Origin of the sequence: Photorhabdus sp. S10-54 (assembly GCF_963878145.1) — a bacterium.
GTDB classification, from domain to species: domain Bacteria; phylum Pseudomonadota; class Gammaproteobacteria; order Enterobacterales; family Enterobacteriaceae; genus Photorhabdus; species Photorhabdus kayaii.
In genome coordinates, this window is record NZ_CAWNXG010000016.1 from 80,387 (window position 1) to 102,919 (window position 22,533).

The following is a 22,533-nucleotide window of genomic DNA, read 5'->3' on the forward strand; positions in this document are numbered from 1 at the left end:
GCCTTGCGTTTGAGAGAATGTCGAAGAAATGAATCAAAATAATAAACACCGTACCCTCCTTTTCCGTGCAGCACTGGCCGCTATTGCCATTGCTGCCGCTATATTTTTCTGGTACCAACTTAAAACCCCTCAACAATCTAGCCCATCTGATCAATCCTCTGGTTTAAGACATTCCCCTTTACCCCCTGTACAGGTTGCCACAGCAAAAGAGCAGGCAGTCCCTCGCTTTCTGGCCGGGCTTGGCACCATTCAGGCCGCCAATACTGCCACGGTAACCAGCCGGGTTGAAGGTCAGCTTATCGCTTTGCACTTTCAGGAAGGACAACAAATTAAACAAGGGGATTTACTGGCAGAAATTGATCCACGCCCTTTTCAGGTTCAACTAGCACAAGCCAAAGGCCAGCTTGCTAAAGATGAAGCAATATTGGCGAATGCCCGTCAGGATCTCAATCGCTACCAAAAATTGGCAAACACTCACCTGATTTCCCAACAAGAAATGGATAATCAACGTGCACTTGTCCGCCAACACGAAGCCAGTCTGAAAGTTGATCAAGCAGCAATTGATAGCGCAAAACTTCAACTCACTTACAGCCGTATTACCGCTCCCATTTCCGGTAAAGTGGGCTTGAAGCAGATCGATGTAGGAAATTTTATTTCCAGTGGTAACAGCTCTCCTATCGTGGTTATTACCCAAACCGATCCAGTAGATGTGCTATTTTCACTCCCTGAAAACGATATCAATGCTGTTTTACAAGCTCAGAAAACGAATCATAACGTCGCTGTTAGTGCCTGGGATCGCAATAACCAGCAACAACTTGCCGAAGGAAAACTGTTGAGCATTGATAATCAAATTGATGCCGCTACCGGCACAATTAAGCTGAAAGCCCGTTTTTCCAATCAAGATAGCATCTTATTCCCAAATCAGTTTGTTAATGTCCGTATTAAAGTCGATACACTGGAAAACGCAGTGGTGATCCCAAATGCTGCCCTGCAAATGGGTAATGAAGGGAATTTTGTCTGGATGTTAGGTAAAGAGAATAAAGTCAGCAAACATCTGGTCACGGTCAAATTGCAGGATACAAAACGCGTTGTTATCAGTACCGGCTTAGCAGCAGGTGATAAAGTGGTCACTGATGGTATCGATCGCCTGACAGATGGCGCTAAGGTGGATATTGTCACACCGATGGCAAATATGCCTCAGCCACAAAAACACGATAAAACGGAGAATTCCTGATGCAGGTAAGCTCCCCAATCCCAGGAGGCGGACCATCACGCCTGTTCATCTTGCGACCTGTTGCCACCACGCTGTTTATGGCAGCAATCCTACTGGCAGGTATTATCGGCTATCGCATGTTGCCCGTGTCTGCATTACCAGAAGTGGACTATCCCACCATTCAGGTGGTCACACTCTACCCCGGTGCAAGCCCCGATGTGATGACTTCGGCAGTCACCGCACCACTGGAGCGCCAACTCGGACAGATGTCTGGCCTTAAACAGATGGCATCTCAAAGTTCCGGCGGGGCTTCCGTTATCACATTACAATTCCAGCTAACTTTGCCGTTAGATGTCGCCGAACAGGAAGTGCAGGCGGCTATCAATGCAGCCAGTAATTTATTGCCGAATGACCTGCCTTATCCCCCTATCTACAGCAAAGTTAATCCCGCTGATCCACCGATTCTAATGCTAGCAGTCACCTCCGATGCAATGCCGATGACACAGATTCAGGATATGGTGGAAACCCGTATTGCACAGAAAATTTCACAGGTCAACGGTGTAGGATTGGTGACACTCGCCGGCGGCCAGCGACCAGCCGTCAGAGTGAAGCTAAACGCCCAAGCGGTCGCTGCACAGGGATTGGATAGCGAAACGATCCGCACCGCTATCAACAATGCTAACGTTAACTCCGCCAAAGGTAGCCTTGATGGCCCGACTCGCTCTGTCACGCTTTCGGCCAACGATCAGATGAAGTCAGTAAATGATTACCGCAACTTGATCATTGCCTATAAAAACGGCTCACCAGTACGGTTACAAGATGTCGCAACCATTGAACAAGGCGCTGAAAACACCAAACTAGGTGCATGGTCAAATAACAAACAAGCCATTGTGATTAATGTTCAGCGCCAGCCAGGCGCCAATGTGATTGAAACTACGGATAACATTCGTCAGATGTTGCCGGAACTTATCAGCAGCTTGCCAAAGTTCGTCGATATGAAAATCCTGACCGACCGCACGACAACCATTCGTGCCTCAGTGAAAGATGTTCAGTTTGAGCTGTTACTGGCAATTGCACTGGTTGTTATGGTGATTTATCTGTTTTTACGTAACGGTATCGCAACACTTATCCCCAGTATCGCCGTTCCTCTTTCACTGATCGGTACATTCGCAGTGATGTATTTCTGCGGTTTCTCCGTCAATAATCTGACGCTAATGGCGCTCACCATTGCCACCGGTTTTGTCGTAGACGATGCCATTGTGGTCATTGAAAATATCTCCCGTTATATAGAACAAGGCGAGAAACCGATGACAGCAGCATTAAAAGGTGCGGGTGAAATCGGTTTTACCATTATCTCCCTGACTTTCTCTTTGATTGCGGTACTGATCCCGCTGCTTTTTATGGGCGATATCGTTGGCCGCCTGTTTCGTGAGTTTGCAATTACCTTGGCCGTGGCAATTCTGATTTCAGCTATTGTCTCACTGACATTAACCCCCATGATGTGCGCTCGAATATTGAAACCGGAATCACAGACAAAACACAATCGTTTTGAACAAGCCAGTGAACGCTTTTTTGAACAAATGATTGCCGGTTATGCTGTATGGCTAAAAAGAGCACTGAACCATCCGTGGATCACCTTTAGCATCGCCCTAAGCACATTGGTGCTAACTGCCCTGCTCTATCTGATGATTCCAAAAGGATTTTTTCCATCACAGGATAATGGGCTGATTCAGGGAACACTGGAAGCGCCGCAATCCATTTCCTTTGCTGCAATGGTGAATAAACAACAGCAGGTTTCATCCTTATTACTGCAAGACCCGGCAGTAGAAAATGTCACCACTTTTGTAGGCGTTGATGGCAGTAACCCAACATTGAATAACGGGCGACTGCAAATCACACTAAAACCACTCAATCAGCGTGATGACAGAATCGTTGACATTATTCCGCGTTTGCAGGAAAAAGTTGCCGCTATACCCGGCATAAAGCTCTATCTGCAACCGATGCAGGATTTGACGATTGACACTCAGGTTACCCGTACCCAATACCAATTCACTTTGCAGGCAACCTCTCTGGATGAACTGAGTATCTGGGTGCCAAAATTGCTGGCTGAACTAAAGCAGAGAGCAGAGCTAGTTGATATCAGCAGTGACTGGCAAGATCAGGGGCTGATCGCCTACGTTAAAGTAGACCGAGACATTGCCAGCCGATTGGGCATCTCAATGGCCGCTATAGATAACGCACTCTATAACGCGTTCGGCCAGCGGCTGATTTCAACCATTTATACGCAGGCTAATCAGTATCGGATCATCTTGGAACATGATGTGACATCGACTCCAGGGCTGGCAGCATTTGATAACATCCGCCTTAACGGAACTGACGGCCATGTCGTACCTCTCAGAACTATTGCAACTATTGAACAAAGATTTGGCCCACTGGCAATCAATCATCTGGCTCAATTTCCCTCAGCAACATTTTCTTTCAACGTTGCCGAGGATGCTTCTCTCGAACAGGCGGTCAATGCTGTTCGTGATACCGCACAATTGATCAAAATGCCCAAAGACATTTCCACACAATTCCAGGGAACAACACTGGCATTTGAAAGCGCGCTGGGCAATACATTGTGGCTAATCGCGGCGGCCATTATCGCCATGTATATCGTGCTAGGCATACTGTATGAAAGCTTCATCCATCCGGTGACAATCCTCTCCACATTACCGACAGCAGGAGTGGGTGCACTATTAGCGCTGATGATGGCAGGTCATGAACTGGATGTCATTGCGATCATCGGCATTATCTTGTTGATAGGTATTGTGAAGAAAAACGCCATCATGATGATCGATTTTGCGCTGTCAGCGGAGCGTGAACAGGGATTATCGCCTTACGAAGCCATTTATCAAGCGTGCTTATTGCGCTTCCGTCCGATTCTGATGACCACAATGGCCGCATTACTTGGAGCACTCCCCTTGATGCTTAGCACCGGTGTAGGCGCTGAATTACGTCGTCCTCTGGGTATCTGTATGGTAGGTGGATTGATTATGAGCCAGATCCTGACACTGTTTACTACGCCAGTGATCTATTTACTGTTTGACCGTCTGGCCCACTATCGCCGCAATCGCCAGCTCTCAGTTTCAAACACCTCATCTATTGATCATCAGGAGCCGCGGTGAAATTTTTTGCCTTATTTATCCAACGCCCTGTTGCCACCACGCTATTGAGTTTAGCCATAACCCTATGTGGGGTATTGGGATTTACCCTGTTGCCGGTTTCTCCTTTACCACAAGTGGATTTTCCGGTGATCTCCGTTTACGCCTCATTACCGGGCGCCTCGCCGGAAACAATGGCCTCATCGGTTGCGACTCCACTGGAGCACGCCTTAGGACGAATTGCCGGAGTCAATGAAATGACGTCCAGTAGCTCCCTTGGCAATACCAATATCACGCTTGAATTTGATCTCAATCGTGATATTAACAGTGCAGCACGGGATGTACAGGCAGCGCTGAATGCCGCTCAAAGTCTGTTGCCTTCCGGTATGCCGAGCAGGCCGCATTATTACAAAGTCAACCCGTCTGATGCCCCAATCATGATCCTCACATTGACTTCCGATACCTATAATCAGGGGCAGCTTTATGATTTTGCGTCTACACAACTGGCTCAGAAAATCGCCCAAGTTGAAGGTGTCAGTGAAGTCTCTGTTGGCGGAAGTTCATTACCCGCAGTCAGAGTTGAATTGAATCCTGGCGCCCTGTTTCATCAGGGGGTTTCGCTGGATGCGGTACGCAAAGCTATCAGCAATGCCAATGTTCGCCGCCCACAAGGATATGTGGATTCCGATCAGCAACACTGGCAAATTCAAACGAATGATGAGTTAAAAACAGCCGAAAACTATCGCCCGATCATCGTTCACTACAACAACAATTCACCAGTGCGATTGCAGGATGTAGCAAATGTAAAAGATTCTGTTCAGAATGTCAGAGCAGCCGGAATGTCTGGCGGTAAACCAGCTATTTTGTTGATCATTCGCCGTGAGGCTGGCGCGAATATTATCGCCACAGTAAACCGTATCCGTGAACAATTACCTGCATTACGTGAATCTATTCCTGCCAGTATTCAACTTAAAGTTGCTCAAGACCGCACACCAACTATTCGTGCTTCAATAGTGGAAGTAGAACGAGCATTGGTGATTGCTATCGGGCTGGTCATTCTGGTGGTATTCCTGTTCTTGCGTTCTGGTCGCGCAACATTGATCCCTGCCATTGCGGTACCTGTTTCACTCATTGGCACATTTACCGCTATGTATCTGTGCGGTTTCAGTTTGAACAATCTTTCCTTAATGGCGCTAACGGTTGCCACAGGATTTGTGGTAGATGATGCGATTGTGGTACTGGAGAATATTTCCCGCCACCTTGAAGCAGGCATAAAACCTATGCAAGCGGCCCTACAGGGTGTCCGGGAAGTGGGTTTTACGGTCCTCTCGATGAGTATTTCGCTGGTAGCAGTCTTTATCCCCCTTCTGCTCATGGATGGATTGGTTGGTCGGCTGTTCCGTGAATTTGCCATTACCCTAACCACATCAATCAGCATCTCACTATTAGTTTCTCTAACACTAACGCCAATGATGTGCGCTCATTTACTAAAATCTCAGCGCCCCAAAGCACAGAAGAAAATACGAGGATTCGGTAAAGTTCTACTGAAAATTCAGCAAATTTACGGACGCTCCCTGATGTGGGTTCTTAATCATAGCCGTTGGGTATTGTTAATTTTGGCTGGCATCATTGCCCTAAATGTTTGGCTCTATATCAATATCCCTAAAACTTTCTTCCCAGAGCAGGATACCGGTCGGTTGCTAGGGTTTGTTCGGGCAGATCAAAGTATCTCTTTCCAATCTATGCGTGAAAAAATGAAAAATTTCATGCAGACAATCAATGCAGATCCTACGGTAGACAGCGTTATCGGTTTTACCGGTGGTGGACGGGTAAATAATGGCTTTATGTTTATCTCTCTGAAACCATTGAAAGAGCGTTCAGAAAGCGCTGAACAGGTTATTTCACGCCTGAGAATTAAACTTGCTAATGAGCCGGGAGCAAATCTATTTCTCATTCCGGTACAGGATATCAGGGCTGGCGGCCGCCAGGCTAATGCCAGCTATCAATTCACATTGCTGGCAGATGATTTGAATGATCTTCGCAAATGGGAGCCTGTTATACGTAAAGCATTAGGGCAATTGCCACAACTGGTCGACGTGAATTCAGATAAGGAGGATAAAGGAGCTGAAATGGCAATAATCTATGACCGCGATACCATGTCTCGTCTGGGCATTAATGTCAGTGAAGCCAATAATTTGCTAAATAATGCTTTTGGTCAGCGACAAATATCCACTATTTATCAATCACTTAATCAGTACAAGGTGGTGATGGAAGTTGCACCAGAATATACACAGGATGTCAGCGCACTGGAAAAAATGTTTGTGATTAACAATCAAGGAAAAGCCATTCCGCTCTCCTATTTTGCTCACTGGCAACCGGCTAACGCGCCACTCAGTGTAAATCATCAGGGGCTTTCTGCTGCTTCAACCATTGCTTTCAATATATCCGAAGGCTATACCCTCTCTGATGCTATCAATGCGATTGAAAGAACCATAACCGAACTTGGCGTACCTTCAACGGTTCGTGGCACTTTTGCAGGCACCGCCCAGATTTTCCAGGAAACCCTGAAATCACAATTATTCTTGATTCTGGCTGCCATTATTACCGTCTATCTGGTGCTAGGGATCCTGTATGAAAGTTATATCCATCCATTGACTATTCTCTCTACCCTGCCTTCCGCCGGTATTGGTGCCCTGCTGGCATTGGAACTGTTTGACACACCATTCAGCCTGATAGCATTAATAGGCATCATGTTATTGATTGGTATCGTGAAAAAGAACGCCATTATTATGGTGGACTTTGCTATTGAAGCTCAACGTAACGATAATATTCACGCCCGTGATGCGATATTCCAAGCCAGCCTGTTACGTTTCCGTCCGATTCTGATGACCACTCTGGCCGCCTTGTTTGGTGCCCTGCCACTGGTTTTGAGTAGTGGCGACGGTACGGAATTACGCCAACCCTTAGGAATAACCATTGTGGGTGGTTTGGTTATGAGCCAGCTTTTAACACTGTATACCACACCGGTTGTCTATCTCTGTTTTGATCGACTAAGGGAAAAATGGCAACAACGGCGTACCACCAGGCAAATTATGGAGCAATCATGAAACTTAGCATCAGTGGTAAACTGTTTATGGCCATTTTCGCCACTTGCATGCTAGTACTCATCACCATGCACTGGGGCGTAAGAAGCAGCTTCCAGTATGGTTTTATTGGTTATATAAAACAAAATATCCAGTTACGTACTGCCATGTTAGCCGAAGCACTGGCCGAACAATATCAACAATATGGCAGCTGGAAATTCTTAAAAAGGAATGACCGGGTAATTTTTCAAATCATCCGCTCCATTGAGCAAACCAGTGAAAGCCATCAAGGTCCACCACCTCGCGGTTGGCGAACTCAATTTTGGGTGGTGGACAGTGACATGAAACCGCTGGTCGGTCACGAAGGTAAAATCCCGTCAGAGACTTATCGCAAACCGATCATCTATCATCATCAAGTCGTTGGCTGGGTCATTGTTAGCACATCAGATAAAATTACCCGTCAAGCGGATATCAGTTTTGATCGCCAACAACAACTGACAAGCTGGATAATTGCCGGTTTATCTACCTTGCTAGCAATGATAGCCACGCTATTATTATCCCGCGGTATGTTAAAACCCGTTAAACGTTTGGTTGAAGGGACGCATAAACTGGCAGCCGGTGATTTCAGTGCCCGAGTCACACCATCAAGTAAAGATGAAATTGGTCAGCTTGCCCACAATTTTAACCAGCTCGCCAGTACCCTGGAAAAAAACGAGCAGATGCGTCGCGATTATATGGCGGATATTTCTCATGAACTGCGCACTCCCCTTTCTATATTGCGTGGTGAATTAGAAGCGTTACAGGATGGTGTTCACAAACCAACGCCAGAAACACTCAATTCGTTATTGGCTGAAATTACCACATTGACCAAACTGGTTGATGATCTACACCAGCTATCTCTATCCGATCGCGGGGCGCTGGCATACCGGAAAGAATTTATCAACATCAGTGAGTTAATTCAGGTTGCTATCGCATCTTATCATGGACGTTTCCTTGATAAACAAATCCAAGTGGATGTTAAACTTCCTGAAATTATTATGGTGTTTGCTGACCCAAGCAGATTGACTCAGCTATTTCATAATTTACTGGAAAATAGTCTTCGCTATACCGCTGATAATGGAAAATTGATCATTAAAGGTTGTTCTGACGATAACCACTTCATTCTGAATTGGGAGGACAGCAAGCCCGGCTTGTCACCAGAGCAATGCCAACAGGTTTTTGAACGATTCTACCGCAGTGAATCCTCACGAAACCGTGCCAGTGGTGGATCAGGACTTGGGTTAGCCATTTGCAATAACATCGTTGAAGCACATAACGGTACGATCCATGCCGAACCCTCACCTTTAGGCGGCCTGAGAATTATCGTAGAATTGCCGCTAACTGAATCCCTCGACGACGAAACGTTATGAGTACAGAATTTGGGCATTATACTGTTTTGATTGTTGAAGATGAGCCAAAGCTTGGGCAATTGCTGGTTGATTACTTGCGGGCGGCTGATTACGAAACCCAATGGCTACTGCGAGGTGATGAAGCGGTCTCCCATGTACAGCAACACAATCCAGATATTATTTTGCTGGATTTAATGCTTCCAGGTTGTGATGGCATCTCTATTTGTCGGGAAATTCGCCGCTTCTCTGACGTACCGATTATTATGGTCACCGCCAAGACGGAAGAAATTGACCGTTTACTTGGATTGGAAATCGGGGCAGATGATTATATTTGTAAACCTTACAGCCCGCGTGAAATTGTCGCGCGAGTTAAAACAATTCTTCGTCGCTGTTACCGACCACAAGATATTGTCAAGCAAAGCGATCTACAAATTGACGAAGCCTGTTTTCAAGCGCGTTACCGCGATAAAATATTGGATTTGACCCCAGTTGAATTCCGGTTATTAAAAACGATGGCAAGTCGCCCTGGGCAAGTATTTTCCCGCGATAAGCTATTGAATAATCTATATGACGATCACCGAATCGTGACAGACCGTACCATTGATAGCCACATTAAAAATTTACGCCGTAAACTGGAACAATTGGATAACAGTAAAACATTCATTCGTTCTATTTATGGACTTGGTTACCGATGGGAAGCGGATATATGCCGTTTGTTATAACTGTCACACTTTAACTGAATTAAATTTCTTTCAACCTTTCACCGGTCAGAAATTCAGCTATATTAAAAATACTTACCTTTAATTGGAGGAATTTCTTATGGCTGTAGGTCATTATGATCTTAAGAGAACAAAAAACAAGCAGTATTACTTCAATTTAAAAGCATCGAACGGTGAAGTTATCCTTACCAGTGAAATGTATACTACCAAGGCAGCAGCGAATAAAGGAATTCGTTCTGTCCAAGCAAATTCACCGGCAGAAAAAAACTTCGAAATCAGAGAAAACAAATCTGGCAAGTCCTATTTCGTGCTGAAAGCGAGAAACTACCAAGTTATCGGCATCAGCGAGTCTTACGATAACGAAGTGGCAGTCAAAAAAGGCATTCAATCTGCAATTAAACATGGCTCTAGCGTCAATGTTCGAGATCTGACAAAGTCAGAATAATATTTTTTCATGATAAACCGCACCTTATCAGTTGAAAACTATCGTCAATTGATAAGGCGCTCTTCATCGATCAACAGAACAGAACGTTTCGTGCTAATAAATTTGTATCCCCAACAAATTAAGCGTTAGAATCCCCGGCCTTATCCTTACTTTTTATAGTGAAAATTCATCTCAACTCAAACCGAGAATTTTTTAACCATGTTTACTCCAGAATTACTTTCCCCTGCCGGTTCACTGAAAAATATGCGCTATGCTTTTGCCTATGGCGCAGATGCCGTATATGCTGGTCAACCACGTTACAGCCTGCGTGTTCGCAATAATGAATTTAATCACGAAAATCTGGCACTCGGCATTAAAGAAGCTCATGAACTTGGTAAGCGTTTTTACGTTGTGGTTAATATTGCTCCTCACAATGCCAAATTGAAAACTTTTATCCGTGATCTAAAGCCTGTCATTGATATGGGACCTGATGCCCTCATTATGTCTGATCCCGGACTGATTATGATGGTTCGTGAAGCTTTTCCTGAAATGGAAATTCATCTTTCCGTTCAAGCTAACGCGGTTAACTGGGCGACAGTAAAATTCTGGCAACAAATGGGACTAACTCGGGTCATTCTTTCCCGTGAACTTTCACTGGATGAAATTAACGAGATTCGCCAGCAAGTTCCCGATATGGAACTGGAAGTTTTCGTACATGGCGCGTTGTGTATGGCTTATTCCGGTCGTTGCCTATTATCCGGCTATATTAATAAACGAGATCCCAATCAGGGAACCTGCACTAATGCCTGCCGTTGGGAATATCATGTCCAAGAAGGCAAAGAAGATGATATCGGTAATATTGTGCATATGCATGAACCGATACCGACAAAAAGTATCGAACCAACATTGGGAAAAGGCACTCCAACAGATAAAGTATTTACGTTCGAAGAAGCAAAACGCCCTGGTGAATATATGTCAGCTTTCGAAGATGAACATGGTACTTACATCATGAATTCCAAGGACTTACGTGCAGTTGAACATGTTGAGCGATTAACTAAAATGGGCGTCCACTCTCTGAAAATCGAAGGACGAACAAAATCCTTCTATTACTGCGCTCGCACAGCACAAGTTTACCGCCGAGCCATTGATGATGCCGTTACAGGGAAACCTTTTGATCCAACGCTGCTAACAACGTTAGAAGGACTTGCTCATCGCGGCTATACCGAAGGATTTTTGCGCCGTCATACCCATGATGCCTATCAGACTTATGAATACGGTTACTCGATATCCGATACCCAACAATTTGTTGGTGAATTTACAGGTGAGCGAGTCAACGGATTGGCTGAAGTTGCTGTCAAGAATAAATTCATGATCGGAGACCGTCTCGAATTAATGACACCATCAGGCAATATCCAGTTTACACTGGAAGCAATGCAGGATAAAAAAGGCCAACCAATGGAAGTTGCGCCTGGGGATGGGTATATTGCCTATTTACCAATTCCTAAACAAATTGATATTAATTACGCCTTATTAATACGTAATCTAAATGGTATTAATTCTCAATATCCTCAAACGAACCGAGACTCAGACAAATAATCATCAATATCCCCTCTTCACGATGATATATTTCTTTTTTTAGAAACAGATCACATCAATACTATTTTATTTACCGTAGTATTGTTGGTGAAAAATAAAAAATTAAAAAAGTTTTACAGTAAGACTAGGAACCACCTCCTTGGCCGGCTCAATCTCCCTTGAGCTGGCCTTTTCTTTTTCGCTCCGGGAAATAAAATCAACAAGTTACAGAATTCATTCACACGATTAATTAAATAGATAAATTTAACTATTAAATCAATGAATGTTTATATTCATGTGTTTCTGATACCCTGAATATTAATAAGAAAATATTTCTACTTATTGAAATATCACACTATCTAAAGAAATGTAATTAAAATTTTCCACTGTTTAATAATTCAGGAAATCCATCATATTTAGACCAAATATTATACAATTTGATAGAATTAATCAGGTAAAGATTATGAAAACAGATAATTACAATTTACTTATTGTTAAAACTATTAGTTCAACATTTACCTGACTATATCGACTTAATAACCCAAAAAAACGGCTTTTGTTTCATATATCCACAATATAAATAAGGGTAAAATAGCCAAATCACCCCAAAGCTGATAAACGACAGCGCAGTACCTGTTACCCCCTCATAGAAATGAAGTTTAATCCCGCAATAGGAGCTGCTTAGTAAACCAAAAGACAATAGAAACGCATTTTTACACCGGATCAGCGTGAAAAATATCATCTAACAATAACATCAAGAAAAATCAGCTTAGCAAATAACAGTAATAAACAGTCAACTTTCATCTATCAAACTCAGCTTACATCAACAGGTCCAATGACTTTATAAAAAATCGTTTGCAAACAAGTTACTAAAGAGAAAACGTAATAATAAATTACTTTTGGTAAATGGAAGAAAACCAAAATATCACTATTCGCAATAGAAACATGAGAAATTTTTCATCCGTGAAAAAATCAAACTATATTGATGTATTCATCAATCAGCTAATTGATTGATGAATACAATCAAAACTAAAAATTTAGTATAATTATTATTTTGTATTATTATCACTTTTACGAAAGAATAAATAACTATATTGACTGTTGCTTACAGGATTATATAGATTTAAGAATATTGACGTCAAAAATGGCTATTTACCATATAATGGCGCAACATAGTTATAAATAAATTGACAAAATAAAAAATTATTCACATAAATAATTAAAATCAATAAAATTTATATCTAATAGCGTTCAAAAAATATGAATACTCAGCCTTATATACCCCATGGATTTCAAGATGCATCGCGACGGCAAGGGAGCGAATCCCCGGGAGCATAGATAACTATGTGACCGGGGTGAGTGAGTGCAACCAACAAAGAGGCAACTTGAAAGATAACGGGTATAAAACTTATTTAAACGATATAAAAACATATTAAATCTTTACAAAAAACTCATATAATAAAATAATCAGTTTAACGATAGACAAGAGAAAGCTATAAATAACATTCTTATTTATCGGTTAATTAAGTTATAGAAATAATATTATAATTCAATATTAATCAATAGGTTATTTATTACAAATAATAACCGTTACTTATATGAATTTAAAGTAATTCAGACAATCTGATCATAATTGAAAGAAAAATATCCATATATATACCCTATGGATTTCAAGATGCATCGCGACGGCAAGGGAGTGAATCCCCGGGAGCATAGATAACTATGTGACTGGGGTGAGCGAGTGCAGCCAACAAAGAGGCAACTTGAAAGATAACGGGTATATACCCTATGGATTTCAAGATGCATCACGACGGCAAGGGAGTGAATCCCCGGGAGCATAGCTAACTATTTCACACCCATATCAATCATCTAAAGAATGGTTATGTCACTCTTACACTAAATAGCCACTTTCCTGGTAATAAAATTCTCTTTAAAATCCTACCTGAAGCGATCCACTACCACTTCCCTCCCAATATAACTTGTTATCCTAAAAAGGATAAATGACAATCGATAGCATCTTTTCATAACTGGAGTAAGACATGACTGATATCGCTAAGTTGTTAGGCAAAGATGCGGACAGTTTATTGCAACATCGTTGCAATACCATTCCGAGTGAAAATCTTTATCTGCCAGGCGCCGACTTTGTTGATCGCGTAATGATCGACAATAACCGACCCAATACGGTTCTGCGCTCCATGCAAACATTGTTAAATCATGGTCGCCTTGCAGGTACGGGTTATTTGTCTATTTTGCCGGTGGATCAAGGTGTAGAACATTCTGCTGCCGCTTCTTTTGCAGCAAACCCGCTCTATTTCGATCCAAAAAATATCGTTGAACTGGCTATTGAAGCCGGCTGTAACTGTGTTGCCTCTACTTATGGCGTGTTATCCGCTGTTTCTCGTCGTTATGCTCATAAGATCCCATTTCTGGTTAAACTGAACCACAATGAAACACTGAGCTATCCCGCTCAATATGATCAAACTTTATATGCTAGTGTTGAACAAGCATTCGAGATGGGTGCTGTTGCCGTTGGAGCAACAATTTACTTTGGCTCTATCGAATCACGGCGTCAAATTGAGGAAATTTCAGCCGCCTTTAAACGGGCGCATGAATTGGGCATGGTAACGGTATTGTGGGCCTACCTACGTAATTCTGCCTTCAAAAAAGAGGGGGTAGATTATCACTCCAGTGCAGACCTCACAGGCCAGGCTAACCATTTAGCAGCCACTATCGGTGCCGATATCGTTAAACAAAAAATGGCCGAAAATAACAGCGGCTATACGGCGATTGGCTTTGGTCATACCGATAAACGTGTTTACACTAATTTGACTACCGATCATCCTATCGATCTGGTCCGTTATCAGATAGCTAACTGCTACATGGGTCGCGCCGGTATGATTAACTCAGGTGGTGCATCCGGTAATAATGATTTAAGTGACTCCGTTCGTACTGCCGTCATTAATAAACGCGCAGGCGGCATGGGGTTAATCCTCGGCCGTAAAGCTTTCAAAAAATCCATGAAAGAGGGTATTGAGCTGATTAATGCGGTTCAAGATGTCTATCTGGATAAGCAAGTGACTATCGCGTAAATAAAGCTTGTCGCCGGTGATAATGAATATACCCGTTATCTTTCAAGTTGCCTCTTTGTTGGCTGCACTCGCTCACCCCGGTCACATAGTTATCTATGCTCCCGGGAATTCGCTCCCTTGCCGTCGCGATGCATCTTGAAATCCATAGGGTATAGATAGTAAGTCGCTACCAACGTTGAGTTATCCTGTTCTCACAGCATAATCACCTAATTCATTATCACTTTCTCACCAAATCCTGAAAACACCAATCAGCTACTCTCACCACCACTGATGAAAATGGTGCACAGGCCCGATTCCTTTTCCTACATCTAACGAGTCCGCCTGTTCTAACGCCGCCTGGAGGTATGCTTTGGCAACAGGCAGTGTTGTCTGCCAATTCGAATAACGCGGACGCAAAGCAGCCAGTGCAGCGGAGAGCGTACATCCTGTTCCATGAGTATGACGAGTATTGATTCTGGGCGCAGTAAAACGCCATTCTCCCTCAACAGTAAATAGCCAATCAGGGCTTTCATGTTCTGTAAGGTGCCCGCCTTTCAGTAAAACGGCTTCGCATCCTAGCGATAATAGTTCACGCCCTTGTTTTTGCATGTCCATTTCGGTTTTTGCTACAGAGCATTTCAATATCGCTGCGGCTTCCGGCAAATTTGGGGTAATCAACGAAACCTTCGGTAACAATCGTTCAACAACCTCGGAAACCGCTTCCGGCGCCAACAACGGATCGCCACTTTTCGCAATCATTACCGTATCCAATACAACATAAGGAACGGCATAACGGCTTATTGTGTCGGCAACGACGGCAACATTGGCCGCATTGGATAACATGCCTATCTTAGCGCTATCAATTCTGATATCTGACAACACAGATTCAAGCTGTGCCGCAACAAAAGTAGGATCGATATCATAAACAGATTGCACACCACAGGTGTTTTGCGCAACAAGCGCGGTCATTACTGTTGTGCCATAAGCACCAAGTGCGGAGAAAGTTTTTAAGTCGGCTTGAATGCCAGCACCGCCACTAGGATCAGTACCGGCAATTGTCAGTGAATTGATTCTCATCATAGGTACCCCTTCCAACCAGCAAAAGGAAAGCAAGTATATCCGTTATCTTTCAAGTTGCCTCTTTGTTGGCGGCACTCGCTCACCCCGGTCACATAGTTACCTATGCTCCCGGGGATTCACTCCCTTGCCGCGCGATGCATCTTGAAATCCATAGGGTATATCAGGAAAAGACACCTCGACTTCCCTACGCTGGCATTATCCAGATCAGGTATTACGGGTTCATCTCAGCTCTGTGAAGAGCACCCCGAGTCAAAACAAAAACACCCTATCAGATAACTAACAGGGTGATATCGGTATATCATTGTTGCCAATAAAAAATCAAACAGACAACAAATTTACTTCGTCAATCCAAAATGATTGACAAAAAGAAGTTATGCTGTAGTAACGTTTGCCGCAGAAGGACCTTTCTGACCGTCCTGAATTTCAAACTCAACTTTTTGACCTTCGGCCAGAGTCTTGAAACCCTCGCTCTGAATAGCGCTAAAATGTACAAACACATCTTTGCTACCATCAGCCGGAGTAATAAAACCAAAACCTTTAGATTCGTTGAACCACTTTACAGTACCAGTGATTTTTGCCATTTTAAGAATTTCCTTCGGATCACTTAATTCTAATTCGCCGTTCGGCGCAACATAAAAACTAGAGCAAGTTGCTGCTATTAACAGAGCTGTATAACAGAACCATACCTCGTTTACCCGAACGATTTATCACATATTCTTAATATGATGGCAAGCCATTTTTTATCAGCTATGGAGCTAACGCACATATTTAAAATTCTTAACAACAATTATTGTTTAACATAGCTGCAAAAATTTGAAAAACCAAGGTTATCCTAATTAGCTTACAGTTTATCCACTCAACAAAACCCCAGATAACATAAATAATCCTAATTTATTTTGCCTGTCTTATTATTAGATTTTTTATATCTATAGTACGGTCATAGAGACCAATCTCTACTGTTTGAGTGAAAGAAAAAATCAACACATTCCCAATATTAGTTAACTAAAATATTAGTATTAAATATACCCAGTTAATACCTATTACATCTTAATATTAATTTTTCGTTTAACTTTTATTGAAAATAGCAAGAGTAGAATTCCTGAATTTAGACGTTTGTCATATTTTACGTGATACAAAGGATCTTCCCAATTTATGTTGTCGGGAAATTGGAGCAATAAATAATGAAATTTGATTTAACCGCAGCCTGTACCCTATCAGCCACTCTTTTAGTCTCATCAGGGACAGTGTTTGCAACAACGGCAGATACTGCTAACAAATCATTAGCAACCACTGAATCTCACACTCCGATCAGTTATGGCAACAATTCAAGCAGTTTATGGGAAAAATTCAACAATAATGTCGCTCTCACCTGGGATGCACCCAACAATGAACTTTATCTGCCGGTAATTACTTGGCATAACAGACATACCTACGATAAAGAGAAAACCGATAAATATAATGAGCGGCCCTGGGGTTTCGGCTATGGTAAATATCGTTACGACGAAGACAACGATTGGCATTCCCTTTATGCAATGGCTTTTATGGATTCTCATAACCGTTTGGAACCCATCGTTGGCTATGGATTTCAGAAGATGTGGATACCCGGTGATTTAGATGGTTTCCGAATGGGAATTGGTTTCACTCTGAGCGTTACAGCTCGTCATGATTATTATTATGTCCCTATTCCACTCCCATTACCGTTATTCTCCATAGAATATGATCGGTTATCGTTTCAAGGAACGTATATTCCCGGCACATATAACAACGGTAATGTACTCTTCGCCTGGTTACGTTGGCAGTGGTAACCGGATAAAAAATACCAGGCTGCGTGACATCAGCCTGGTATTTTTATAGTGATAATCCAAGTATACCCGTTATCTTTCAAGTTGCCTCTTTGTTGGCTGCACTCCCTTGCCGTCGCGATGCATCTTGAAATCCATAGGGTATAGATATTATCCCTGATCCTCTGTTTTCATTTTATTACGGCGAGAATGGGACATTAAAAACCCGATCCATAACACCCCCACCCAGAATGGCATCAAGATAACTGAAATACGGATGCTATCCATCATCAAAATAATGACAAGTATAAAAGCAAGGAAAACCAGACACAGATAATTACCAAATGGATACCAAAACGCCTTAAATGACGGCTCTATCCCCTGTTTAACTTTTTCTGCCCGGAATTTTAAATGCGCCATACAGATCATGACCCAATTAATCACCAACGTTGTTACCACTAACGCCATTAATAACTCAAATGCTTTACCCGGCATCACATAATTAATCAATACGCCAATGGATGTTGCCAAAGCAGACATGACAATGGCTCTGATAGGAACACCACTTTCATTAACTTTTGTCAACATTCCAGGAGCATTGCCTTGTTTTGCTAAACCATACAGCATCCGACTGTTGCAATACACACCGCTGTTATAAACGGACAATGCGGCTGTTAGGACAACAATATTCAGAATGTTAGCCACCCAGAAACTATCCAGGTTATGAAAAATCATAACAAATGGGCTTTCACCTTCAACGACATTGCCCCACGGATAAAGCGACAATAACACAGTCAGAGAACCAATATAGAAAATCAATATTCTGTATACCACCTGATTGGTGGCCTTAGGAATGCTGATACGTGGATTTTCCGCTTCTGCTGCGGTAATACCCACCAGTTCCAATCCACCAAAAGAGAACATGATTACAGCCATTGCCATAATAAGGCTGAAGATCCCATTAGGCATAAAGCCACCATGCTGCCAAAGGTTAGTAATGCTGGCCTGAGGCCCGCCATTTCCGCTGACTAACAGGTAAGAACCAAAAACAATCATACAGATAATTGCGGTCACTTTAATGATGGAAAACCAAAATTCTGTTTCACCATATAACCGGACATTAATTAAATTTACCGTATTGATTAAAACAAAGAAGACGGTTGCAGAAACCCAGGTTGGAATATCAGGCCACCAATAGTGGATGTACATTCCCACAGCCGTTAATTCAGCCATTCCGACCAGAGTAAACATCGCCCAATAATTCCAGCCTGATAAAAACCCGGGAAAATCGCCCCAATATTTATACGCAAAATGACTAAACGACCCCGCTACTGGCTCCTCGACTACCATCTCTCCTAGCTGACGCATAATCAGAAATGCAATAAAGCCTGCGATAGCGTATCCTAAAATTACGGAGGGACCTGCCATTTTTATAGTTTGTGCAATACCGAGAAACAACCCAGTCCCGACAGACCCCCCCAAAGCAATAAGTTGAATATGCCGGTTTTTTAAACCGCGTTTAAGTGTTGACCGCTGCGATTGTCCTGCCATCTTGTCCTCTTGATACAACTTCTATCTTGTTATTAGTGGGAAAACAACCGCTTCCCCTTATCTGCTTTATTCAAAGCAAACAAAACACTAGCTTTAAAGGGTGGATATCGAAGATATATGTTAGCACAGATATATGATGGGAAAATGGCTGATGAGTATCAACAACTAATCAGAAAGGCAGATATCGAGTCACAGAACAAATACCTGAATCAAACTGTTCCCCCTGATCACAATAGCTATCCAAAGCTAACAGGTACAAGAACAGACATATTCCAAGTAATACTAAGATTGCAATGGTTTTTTTTATGTCCAATTCTATTTCCTTCAAGTTCGGTCAGAACGCAATACGTTAAGAATAAAGTTGAAAAATGATATTTTACAACAATGAAACAAGAAAAATATTCATCCTGTGCTTTCATTGTGAAAAAATCGAACCGGCAACAGTATGCATGCTAACAATGTAATCAGAACGCATTTAAACAAATACTAACCATGTGGATTCTATTCATTATAACAAAAAAATCAATTGTCACATTCAGTTACAATTTAAATCGTTATGTCAAGGCTTTGTCATCTTTAGAAAAAGTTGTGTATACTTCCTTTCACTTTCAACCAGAACAAAATTGTTAATGCCACAGGATAATCACTTAGCACTTGTATGTGCTCTCAGCAAATGGATTGAGAATCACCTTGGCCGGGTAATCCATCTGGAAGAACTGGCAACTTACTCCGGTTACTCGCTTTGGCACATGCAGAAAATATTCAAGGAAGTCACCGGAATTTCTCTTGGTAAATATATCCGCCAGCGACGCCTGGCCGGCGCTGTTCATCTTTTAAGAAACAGCGCTTTGCCTATTTTTGATATCGCCTTAGATTTCGGCTTTGGCTCTCAGTCTCATTTCACTTATATGTTCCGCAAAGAGTATGGCATAACTCCCTATGATTTCCGGCAGAATCCAGAGATTGAGCTCGAAGTTAAATTACCTCTTCATTTCACGACTAACTGTTCGTGACACGGTAACCAGAGAACCTTAAATGCCCCCTCAAATATTTAGGAAGAAACAACGATGGCGTTGCCACAAAGGACGCCATCTCACACTCATCCTTGATACCTTCACTTAACAGGTATCATCTGGCTTTAGTCGCTAACCAACAGATAATTGATCCTATGGTAACCATTAGCACCCCTTGCCAGAATGAAAAAGAGAGTGCGGTGCTAAGAAGCAATGATGAAAAAGCCGTCGATATAATCGGCGTGAAATAAGATAGTGTAGCCAATAATGCAACATGTCCTCTGATGATCGCAACGGTCCAGGCGGCATTCGCCACCCCCATAACCGCGCCAGCAAACAATAATATGCTGACACTACGCAGACTTATCGCCATTTCAGGAGGTGATGTGAAGAAATATTGCACCCATAATGCGAAAGCCGTCAGGATAAAAAACAACGACATGCCATTCTTACCTGCCGCCATTATTTTTGTAATGTTACAATACACCGCCCAAATAATTGCCCCCGCAAAAGCCAAACCATAACTTAATGGATTGCTCTGGATATTTCCTACCATCTGTCTGAGTGACCAGCCATTATTACCACTCATCACCCAACCGATCCCCAGAATAGACAATAATAAACCAGGATATAACCACCAGTTCACATTCTGCTTATTAATAATCACGGCAAGTAAAACAGTAAAACCTGGCCACAGGTAGTTAACCATACCCAATTCAATTGCTTGAGCACGATTATTGGCAAAACCTAATGCAAGCGATAAACAGATTTCATAACTGACAAACAATAGACTCCCAAGCCACAAATAGATTCTGGGAAAGGCGCTAATTTTTGGGAAGCCGATTAGCAGAATCAGAAAAATCGATCCAACTGTATAAATCAGCGCTGCGCCACCTACAGGCCCAAAATCTTCACTCACACTTCTTATCAACCCAACGATTGTACTCCACAATACAATCGCCAATATTCCGTACAGGGTCGCTTTGTGTTGTTCTATCCTTGCTTTCACATCTATCCCCATATTTATTCTTATTCTAGTTCTCTGTCATACTGAATCAAATAAATCAGTACCAGAATGATAGTGATAAAAAAATGGAAAGCACTAGATACACCATTCCACTGTTTAGACATCCACATCCCAAACCATTCACCACCAATTGACATAAATGCCACCTGCCAAGTCAAGAATCCCAAGGTCAGACCCGCTATTGCAACAGCTTTCTTTTTATTAAAAATGGCAGCATTAGATTTTAAATTCGCCAGTAAATAGATACCGCCAATCCAACATAACACTGCCATTAAACTTTCTAAAGAAATAATCATAATATAGCCAATGTGATGTAGCACTGGTGAATGAATTGCACGATAGGTAATAGTCGTATCTGGGAAAATGGTATCCATCATAAATACGTGCTGTACAAATGCGAAATTAGTAGCATAGTCTGTGATATTGCCAAAAGCCGCTAATGTCGCAAACAAAGCTATTGCAAAAATCATCAAAGTCTTAGATAAGCGAATAATCATTTGTCAAGTCCTCAAAGAATGGTTTTAGCGCCGAAAAGATCATAAAGAACACAAACTATACCCTATGGATTTCAAGGTGCATCGCGACGGCAAGGGAGCGAATCCCCGGGAGCATAGATAACTATGTGACCGGAGTGACCGGGATAAGTGAGTGCAGCCAACAAAGAGGCAACTTGAAAGATAACGGCTATATCATATAATCTAACAATCATCACCCTATTTCCACATATTTAATCATAGAATTACGTTTAAAATATTTTCATCTAAAATCTGACTGATATTTTTCTGTTCATACTATCATTAGATCAGTTATTATCTGATCCATTATTATTTACCTGACTATTATTTATGAACGATTCTCTAGCTGGTTCAATAAAAAGCTATTTCAGCCAAAAATTGAGTAGAAAAGATTATATTATTAGTTTTATTAAAATAGCGATTATTTTCGGAATATTAATCTTTCTCTCTGGTTACCTAGCAGAAAACAATTATGCCACCCACATGAAATATGAGTTATCAGTGTGGTTGTATATGATCTCTATTGGCCTATGGGCAATGTGCTCCTTCGCTACGGTTTACTATTTAATCATAAAAACAGCTTACAGATTCAATGACGTGGGGTTATATGGCTGGCTAATCTCTATTTTTATTTACCTGTGCAGTGTGTTACCAAACTATTTTCCCGACAAAATAATAATGTATTCACCCTTTATCAGCCTAATTGGGATTATTCTTGCATTTATTCTGCCAGGAGGAAAAAATCATAATAAAGAGTAATATTTTCTCCATATCGCAAAAATTTCATTTAATCTGACTATTACTTAAAATAGTAATAGTCATTATAAAATAAAGCGACGATTATTTATATACATTGGATATTTTATTACTTAGCCATCACCTTACTTCTATTGCTATTTCTCACCACAATCTACTATACCCGTTATCTTTCAAGTTGCCTCTTTGTTGGCTGC

General features: G+C 42.1%; 17 protein-coding genes and 1 riboswitch. Of the genes, 11 read left to right on the forward strand and 6 right to left on the reverse strand.

Annotated features, from left to right (window positions below):
• The first annotated feature begins 28 nt into the window (after window positions 1–28).
• From AACQ83_RS11205 to fbaB, 8 genes are all read left to right on the forward strand, one after another.
• A complete protein-coding gene (locus AACQ83_RS11205) occupies window positions 29–1,234 on the forward strand; it encodes an MdtA/MuxA family multidrug efflux RND transporter periplasmic adaptor subunit (RefSeq protein WP_112877739.1) in 1,206 nt (401 codons plus the stop codon).
• Window positions 1,234–4,380 carry an MdtB/MuxB family multidrug efflux RND transporter permease subunit gene (locus AACQ83_RS11210; RefSeq protein ID WP_112877740.1) on the forward strand — a complete coding sequence of 1,049 codons (3,147 nt, stop codon included), beginning with the start codon at window positions 1,234–1,236 and terminating at the stop codon, window positions 4,378–4,380. The genes AACQ83_RS11205 and AACQ83_RS11210 overlap by 1 nt, the downstream gene beginning before the upstream one ends.
• Window positions 4,377–7,463, forward strand: a complete 3,087-nt coding sequence (gene mdtC, locus AACQ83_RS11215; RefSeq protein ID WP_112877741.1) for a multidrug efflux RND transporter permease subunit MdtC — start codon at window positions 4,377–4,379, stop codon at window positions 7,461–7,463. Before AACQ83_RS11210 ends, mdtC begins: the two co-directional genes overlap by 4 nt.
• A complete protein-coding gene (gene baeS / locus AACQ83_RS11220) occupies window positions 7,460–8,848 on the forward strand; it encodes a two-component system sensor histidine kinase BaeS (protein ID WP_112877742.1) in 1,389 nt (462 codons plus the stop codon). The genes mdtC and baeS overlap by 4 nt, the downstream gene beginning before the upstream one ends.
• Window positions 8,845–9,549, forward strand: coding sequence for a two-component system response regulator BaeR (gene baeR / locus AACQ83_RS11225; RefSeq protein ID WP_112877743.1), 705 nt, complete (start codon window positions 8,845–8,847; stop codon window positions 9,547–9,549). The genes baeS and baeR overlap by 4 nt, the downstream gene beginning before the upstream one ends.
• Before the next feature lie 97 nt (window positions 9,550–9,646).
• Window positions 9,647–9,991 (forward strand): YegP family protein, encoded by a 345-nt coding sequence (locus AACQ83_RS11230; protein WP_011146999.1) that lies wholly within the window; start codon window positions 9,647–9,649, stop codon window positions 9,989–9,991.
• A 198-nt stretch (window positions 9,992–10,189) separates the two neighbouring features.
• A complete protein-coding gene (gene trhP / locus AACQ83_RS11235; RefSeq protein ID WP_112877744.1) occupies window positions 10,190–11,566 on the forward strand; it encodes a prephenate-dependent tRNA uridine(34) hydroxylase TrhP in 1,377 nt (458 codons plus the stop codon).
• 2,018 nt (window positions 11,567–13,584) lie between these two features.
• Window positions 13,585–14,634, forward strand: coding sequence for a class I fructose-bisphosphate aldolase (fbaB, locus tag AACQ83_RS11240; RefSeq protein ID WP_112877745.1), 1,050 nt, complete (start codon window positions 13,585–13,587; stop codon window positions 14,632–14,634).
• Window positions 14,635–14,892: 258 nt separating this feature from the next.
• Here the strand turns inward: fbaB and thiD are convergent, their stop codons facing one another.
• Window positions 14,893–15,693 carry a bifunctional hydroxymethylpyrimidine kinase/phosphomethylpyrimidine kinase gene (gene thiD / locus AACQ83_RS11245; RefSeq protein WP_167405256.1) on the reverse strand — a complete coding sequence of 267 codons (801 nt, stop codon included), beginning with the start codon at window positions 15,691–15,693 and terminating at the stop codon, window positions 14,893–14,895.
• Between the two features lie 164 nt (window positions 15,694–15,857).
• Window positions 15,858–15,950, reverse strand: a riboswitch (TPP riboswitch).
• 114 nt (window positions 15,951–16,064) lie between these two features.
• Entirely contained in the window at window positions 16,065–16,274 is a 210-nt protein-coding gene (gene cspE / locus AACQ83_RS11250) for a transcription antiterminator/RNA stability regulator CspE (RefSeq protein ID WP_036781809.1), read from the reverse strand.
• Window positions 16,275–16,874: 600 nt separating this feature from the next.
• Between cspE and pagP the strand changes: the two genes are divergently transcribed.
• Window positions 16,875–17,498: a lipid IV(A) palmitoyltransferase PagP gene (gene pagP, locus AACQ83_RS11255; RefSeq protein ID WP_112877746.1), complete on the forward strand. Its 624-nt coding sequence runs from the start codon at window positions 16,875–16,877 to the stop codon at window positions 17,496–17,498.
• A 147-nt stretch (window positions 17,499–17,645) separates the two neighbouring features.
• Here the strand turns inward: pagP and AACQ83_RS11260 are convergent, their stop codons facing one another.
• Both AACQ83_RS11260 and AACQ83_RS11265 read right to left on the reverse strand, forming a co-directional pair.
• Window positions 17,646–19,025, reverse strand: a complete 1,380-nt coding sequence (locus tag AACQ83_RS11260; protein WP_112877747.1) for an amino acid permease — start codon at window positions 19,023–19,025, stop codon at window positions 17,646–17,648.
• A gap of 169 nt (window positions 19,026–19,194) precedes the next feature.
• Window positions 19,195–19,338 (reverse strand): PhoP/PhoQ regulator MgrB, encoded by a 144-nt coding sequence (locus AACQ83_RS11265; protein WP_112877748.1) that lies wholly within the window; start codon window positions 19,336–19,338, stop codon window positions 19,195–19,197.
• A gap of 316 nt (window positions 19,339–19,654) precedes the next feature.
• Between AACQ83_RS11265 and AACQ83_RS11270 the strand changes: the two genes are divergently transcribed.
• Window positions 19,655–20,038: a helix-turn-helix domain-containing protein gene (locus AACQ83_RS11270; RefSeq protein ID WP_112877749.1), complete on the forward strand. Its 384-nt coding sequence runs from the start codon at window positions 19,655–19,657 to the stop codon at window positions 20,036–20,038.
• Between the two features lie 115 nt (window positions 20,039–20,153).
• Here AACQ83_RS11270 and yddG read toward each other — a convergent pair whose 3' ends face one another.
• Together yddG and AACQ83_RS11280 are read right to left on the reverse strand one after the other, a co-directional pair.
• The gene (yddG, locus tag AACQ83_RS11275) at window positions 20,154–21,059 is read right to left on the reverse strand and encodes an aromatic amino acid DMT transporter YddG (protein WP_112877750.1); all 906 of its coding nucleotides are present in this window, start codon (window positions 21,057–21,059) and stop codon (window positions 20,154–20,156) included.
• An 8-nt stretch (window positions 21,060–21,067) separates the two neighbouring features.
• Window positions 21,068–21,562 carry a DUF2165 family protein gene (locus AACQ83_RS11280; RefSeq protein WP_112877751.1) on the reverse strand — a complete coding sequence of 165 codons (495 nt, stop codon included), beginning with the start codon at window positions 21,560–21,562 and terminating at the stop codon, window positions 21,068–21,070.
• Window positions 21,563–21,910: 348 nt separating this feature from the next.
• Here AACQ83_RS11280 and AACQ83_RS11285 point away from each other — a divergent pair, with 348 nt between their 5' ends.
• The gene (locus AACQ83_RS11285; RefSeq protein ID WP_112877752.1) at window positions 21,911–22,339 is read left to right on the forward strand and encodes a DUF805 domain-containing protein; all 429 of its coding nucleotides are present in this window, start codon (window positions 21,911–21,913) and stop codon (window positions 22,337–22,339) included.
• The last annotated feature ends 194 nt before the right edge of the window (window positions 22,340–22,533 follow it).

What these genes read in the sequence shown, in the direction of transcription:
- AACQ83_RS11205 (WP_112877739.1), top strand. Translation starts at nt 29, where the DNA reads ATGAATCAAAATAATAAACACCGTACCCTCCTTTTCCGTGCAGCACTG.
- AACQ83_RS11210 (WP_112877740.1), top strand. Translation starts at nt 1,234, where the DNA reads ATGCAGGTAAGCTCCCCAATCCCAGGAGGCGGACCATCACGCCTGTTC.
- baeS (WP_112877742.1), top strand. Translation starts at nt 7,460, where the DNA reads ATGAAACTTAGCATCAGTGGTAAACTGTTTATGGCCATTTTCGCCACT.
- baeR (WP_112877743.1), top strand. Translation starts at nt 8,845, where the DNA reads ATGAGTACAGAATTTGGGCATTATACTGTTTTGATTGTTGAAGATGAG.
- AACQ83_RS11230 (WP_011146999.1), top strand. Translation starts at nt 9,647, where the DNA reads ATGGCTGTAGGTCATTATGATCTTAAGAGAACAAAAAACAAGCAGTAT.
- trhP (WP_112877744.1), top strand. Translation starts at nt 10,190, where the DNA reads ATGTTTACTCCAGAATTACTTTCCCCTGCCGGTTCACTGAAAAATATG.
- fbaB (WP_112877745.1), top strand. Translation starts at nt 13,585, where the DNA reads ATGACTGATATCGCTAAGTTGTTAGGCAAAGATGCGGACAGTTTATTG.
- thiD (WP_167405256.1), bottom strand. Translation starts at nt 15,693, where the DNA reads ATGATGAGAATCAATTCACTGACAATTGCCGGTACTGATCCTAGTGGC.
- cspE (WP_036781809.1), bottom strand. Translation starts at nt 16,274, where the DNA reads ATGGCAAAAATCACTGGTACTGTAAAGTGGTTCAACGAATCTAAAGGT.
- pagP (WP_112877746.1), top strand. Translation starts at nt 16,875, where the DNA reads ATGAAATTTGATTTAACCGCAGCCTGTACCCTATCAGCCACTCTTTTA.
- AACQ83_RS11260 (WP_112877747.1), bottom strand. Translation starts at nt 19,025, where the DNA reads ATGGCAGGACAATCGCAGCGGTCAACACTTAAACGCGGTTTAAAAAAC.
- AACQ83_RS11270 (WP_112877749.1), top strand. Translation starts at nt 19,655, where the DNA reads ATGCCACAGGATAATCACTTAGCACTTGTATGTGCTCTCAGCAAATGG.
- yddG (WP_112877750.1), bottom strand. Translation starts at nt 21,059, where the DNA reads ATGGGGATAGATGTGAAAGCAAGGATAGAACAACACAAAGCGACCCTG.
- AACQ83_RS11280 (WP_112877751.1), bottom strand. Translation starts at nt 21,562, where the DNA reads ATGATTATTCGCTTATCTAAGACTTTGATGATTTTTGCAATAGCTTTG.
- AACQ83_RS11285 (WP_112877752.1), top strand. Translation starts at nt 21,911, where the DNA reads ATGAACGATTCTCTAGCTGGTTCAATAAAAAGCTATTTCAGCCAAAAA.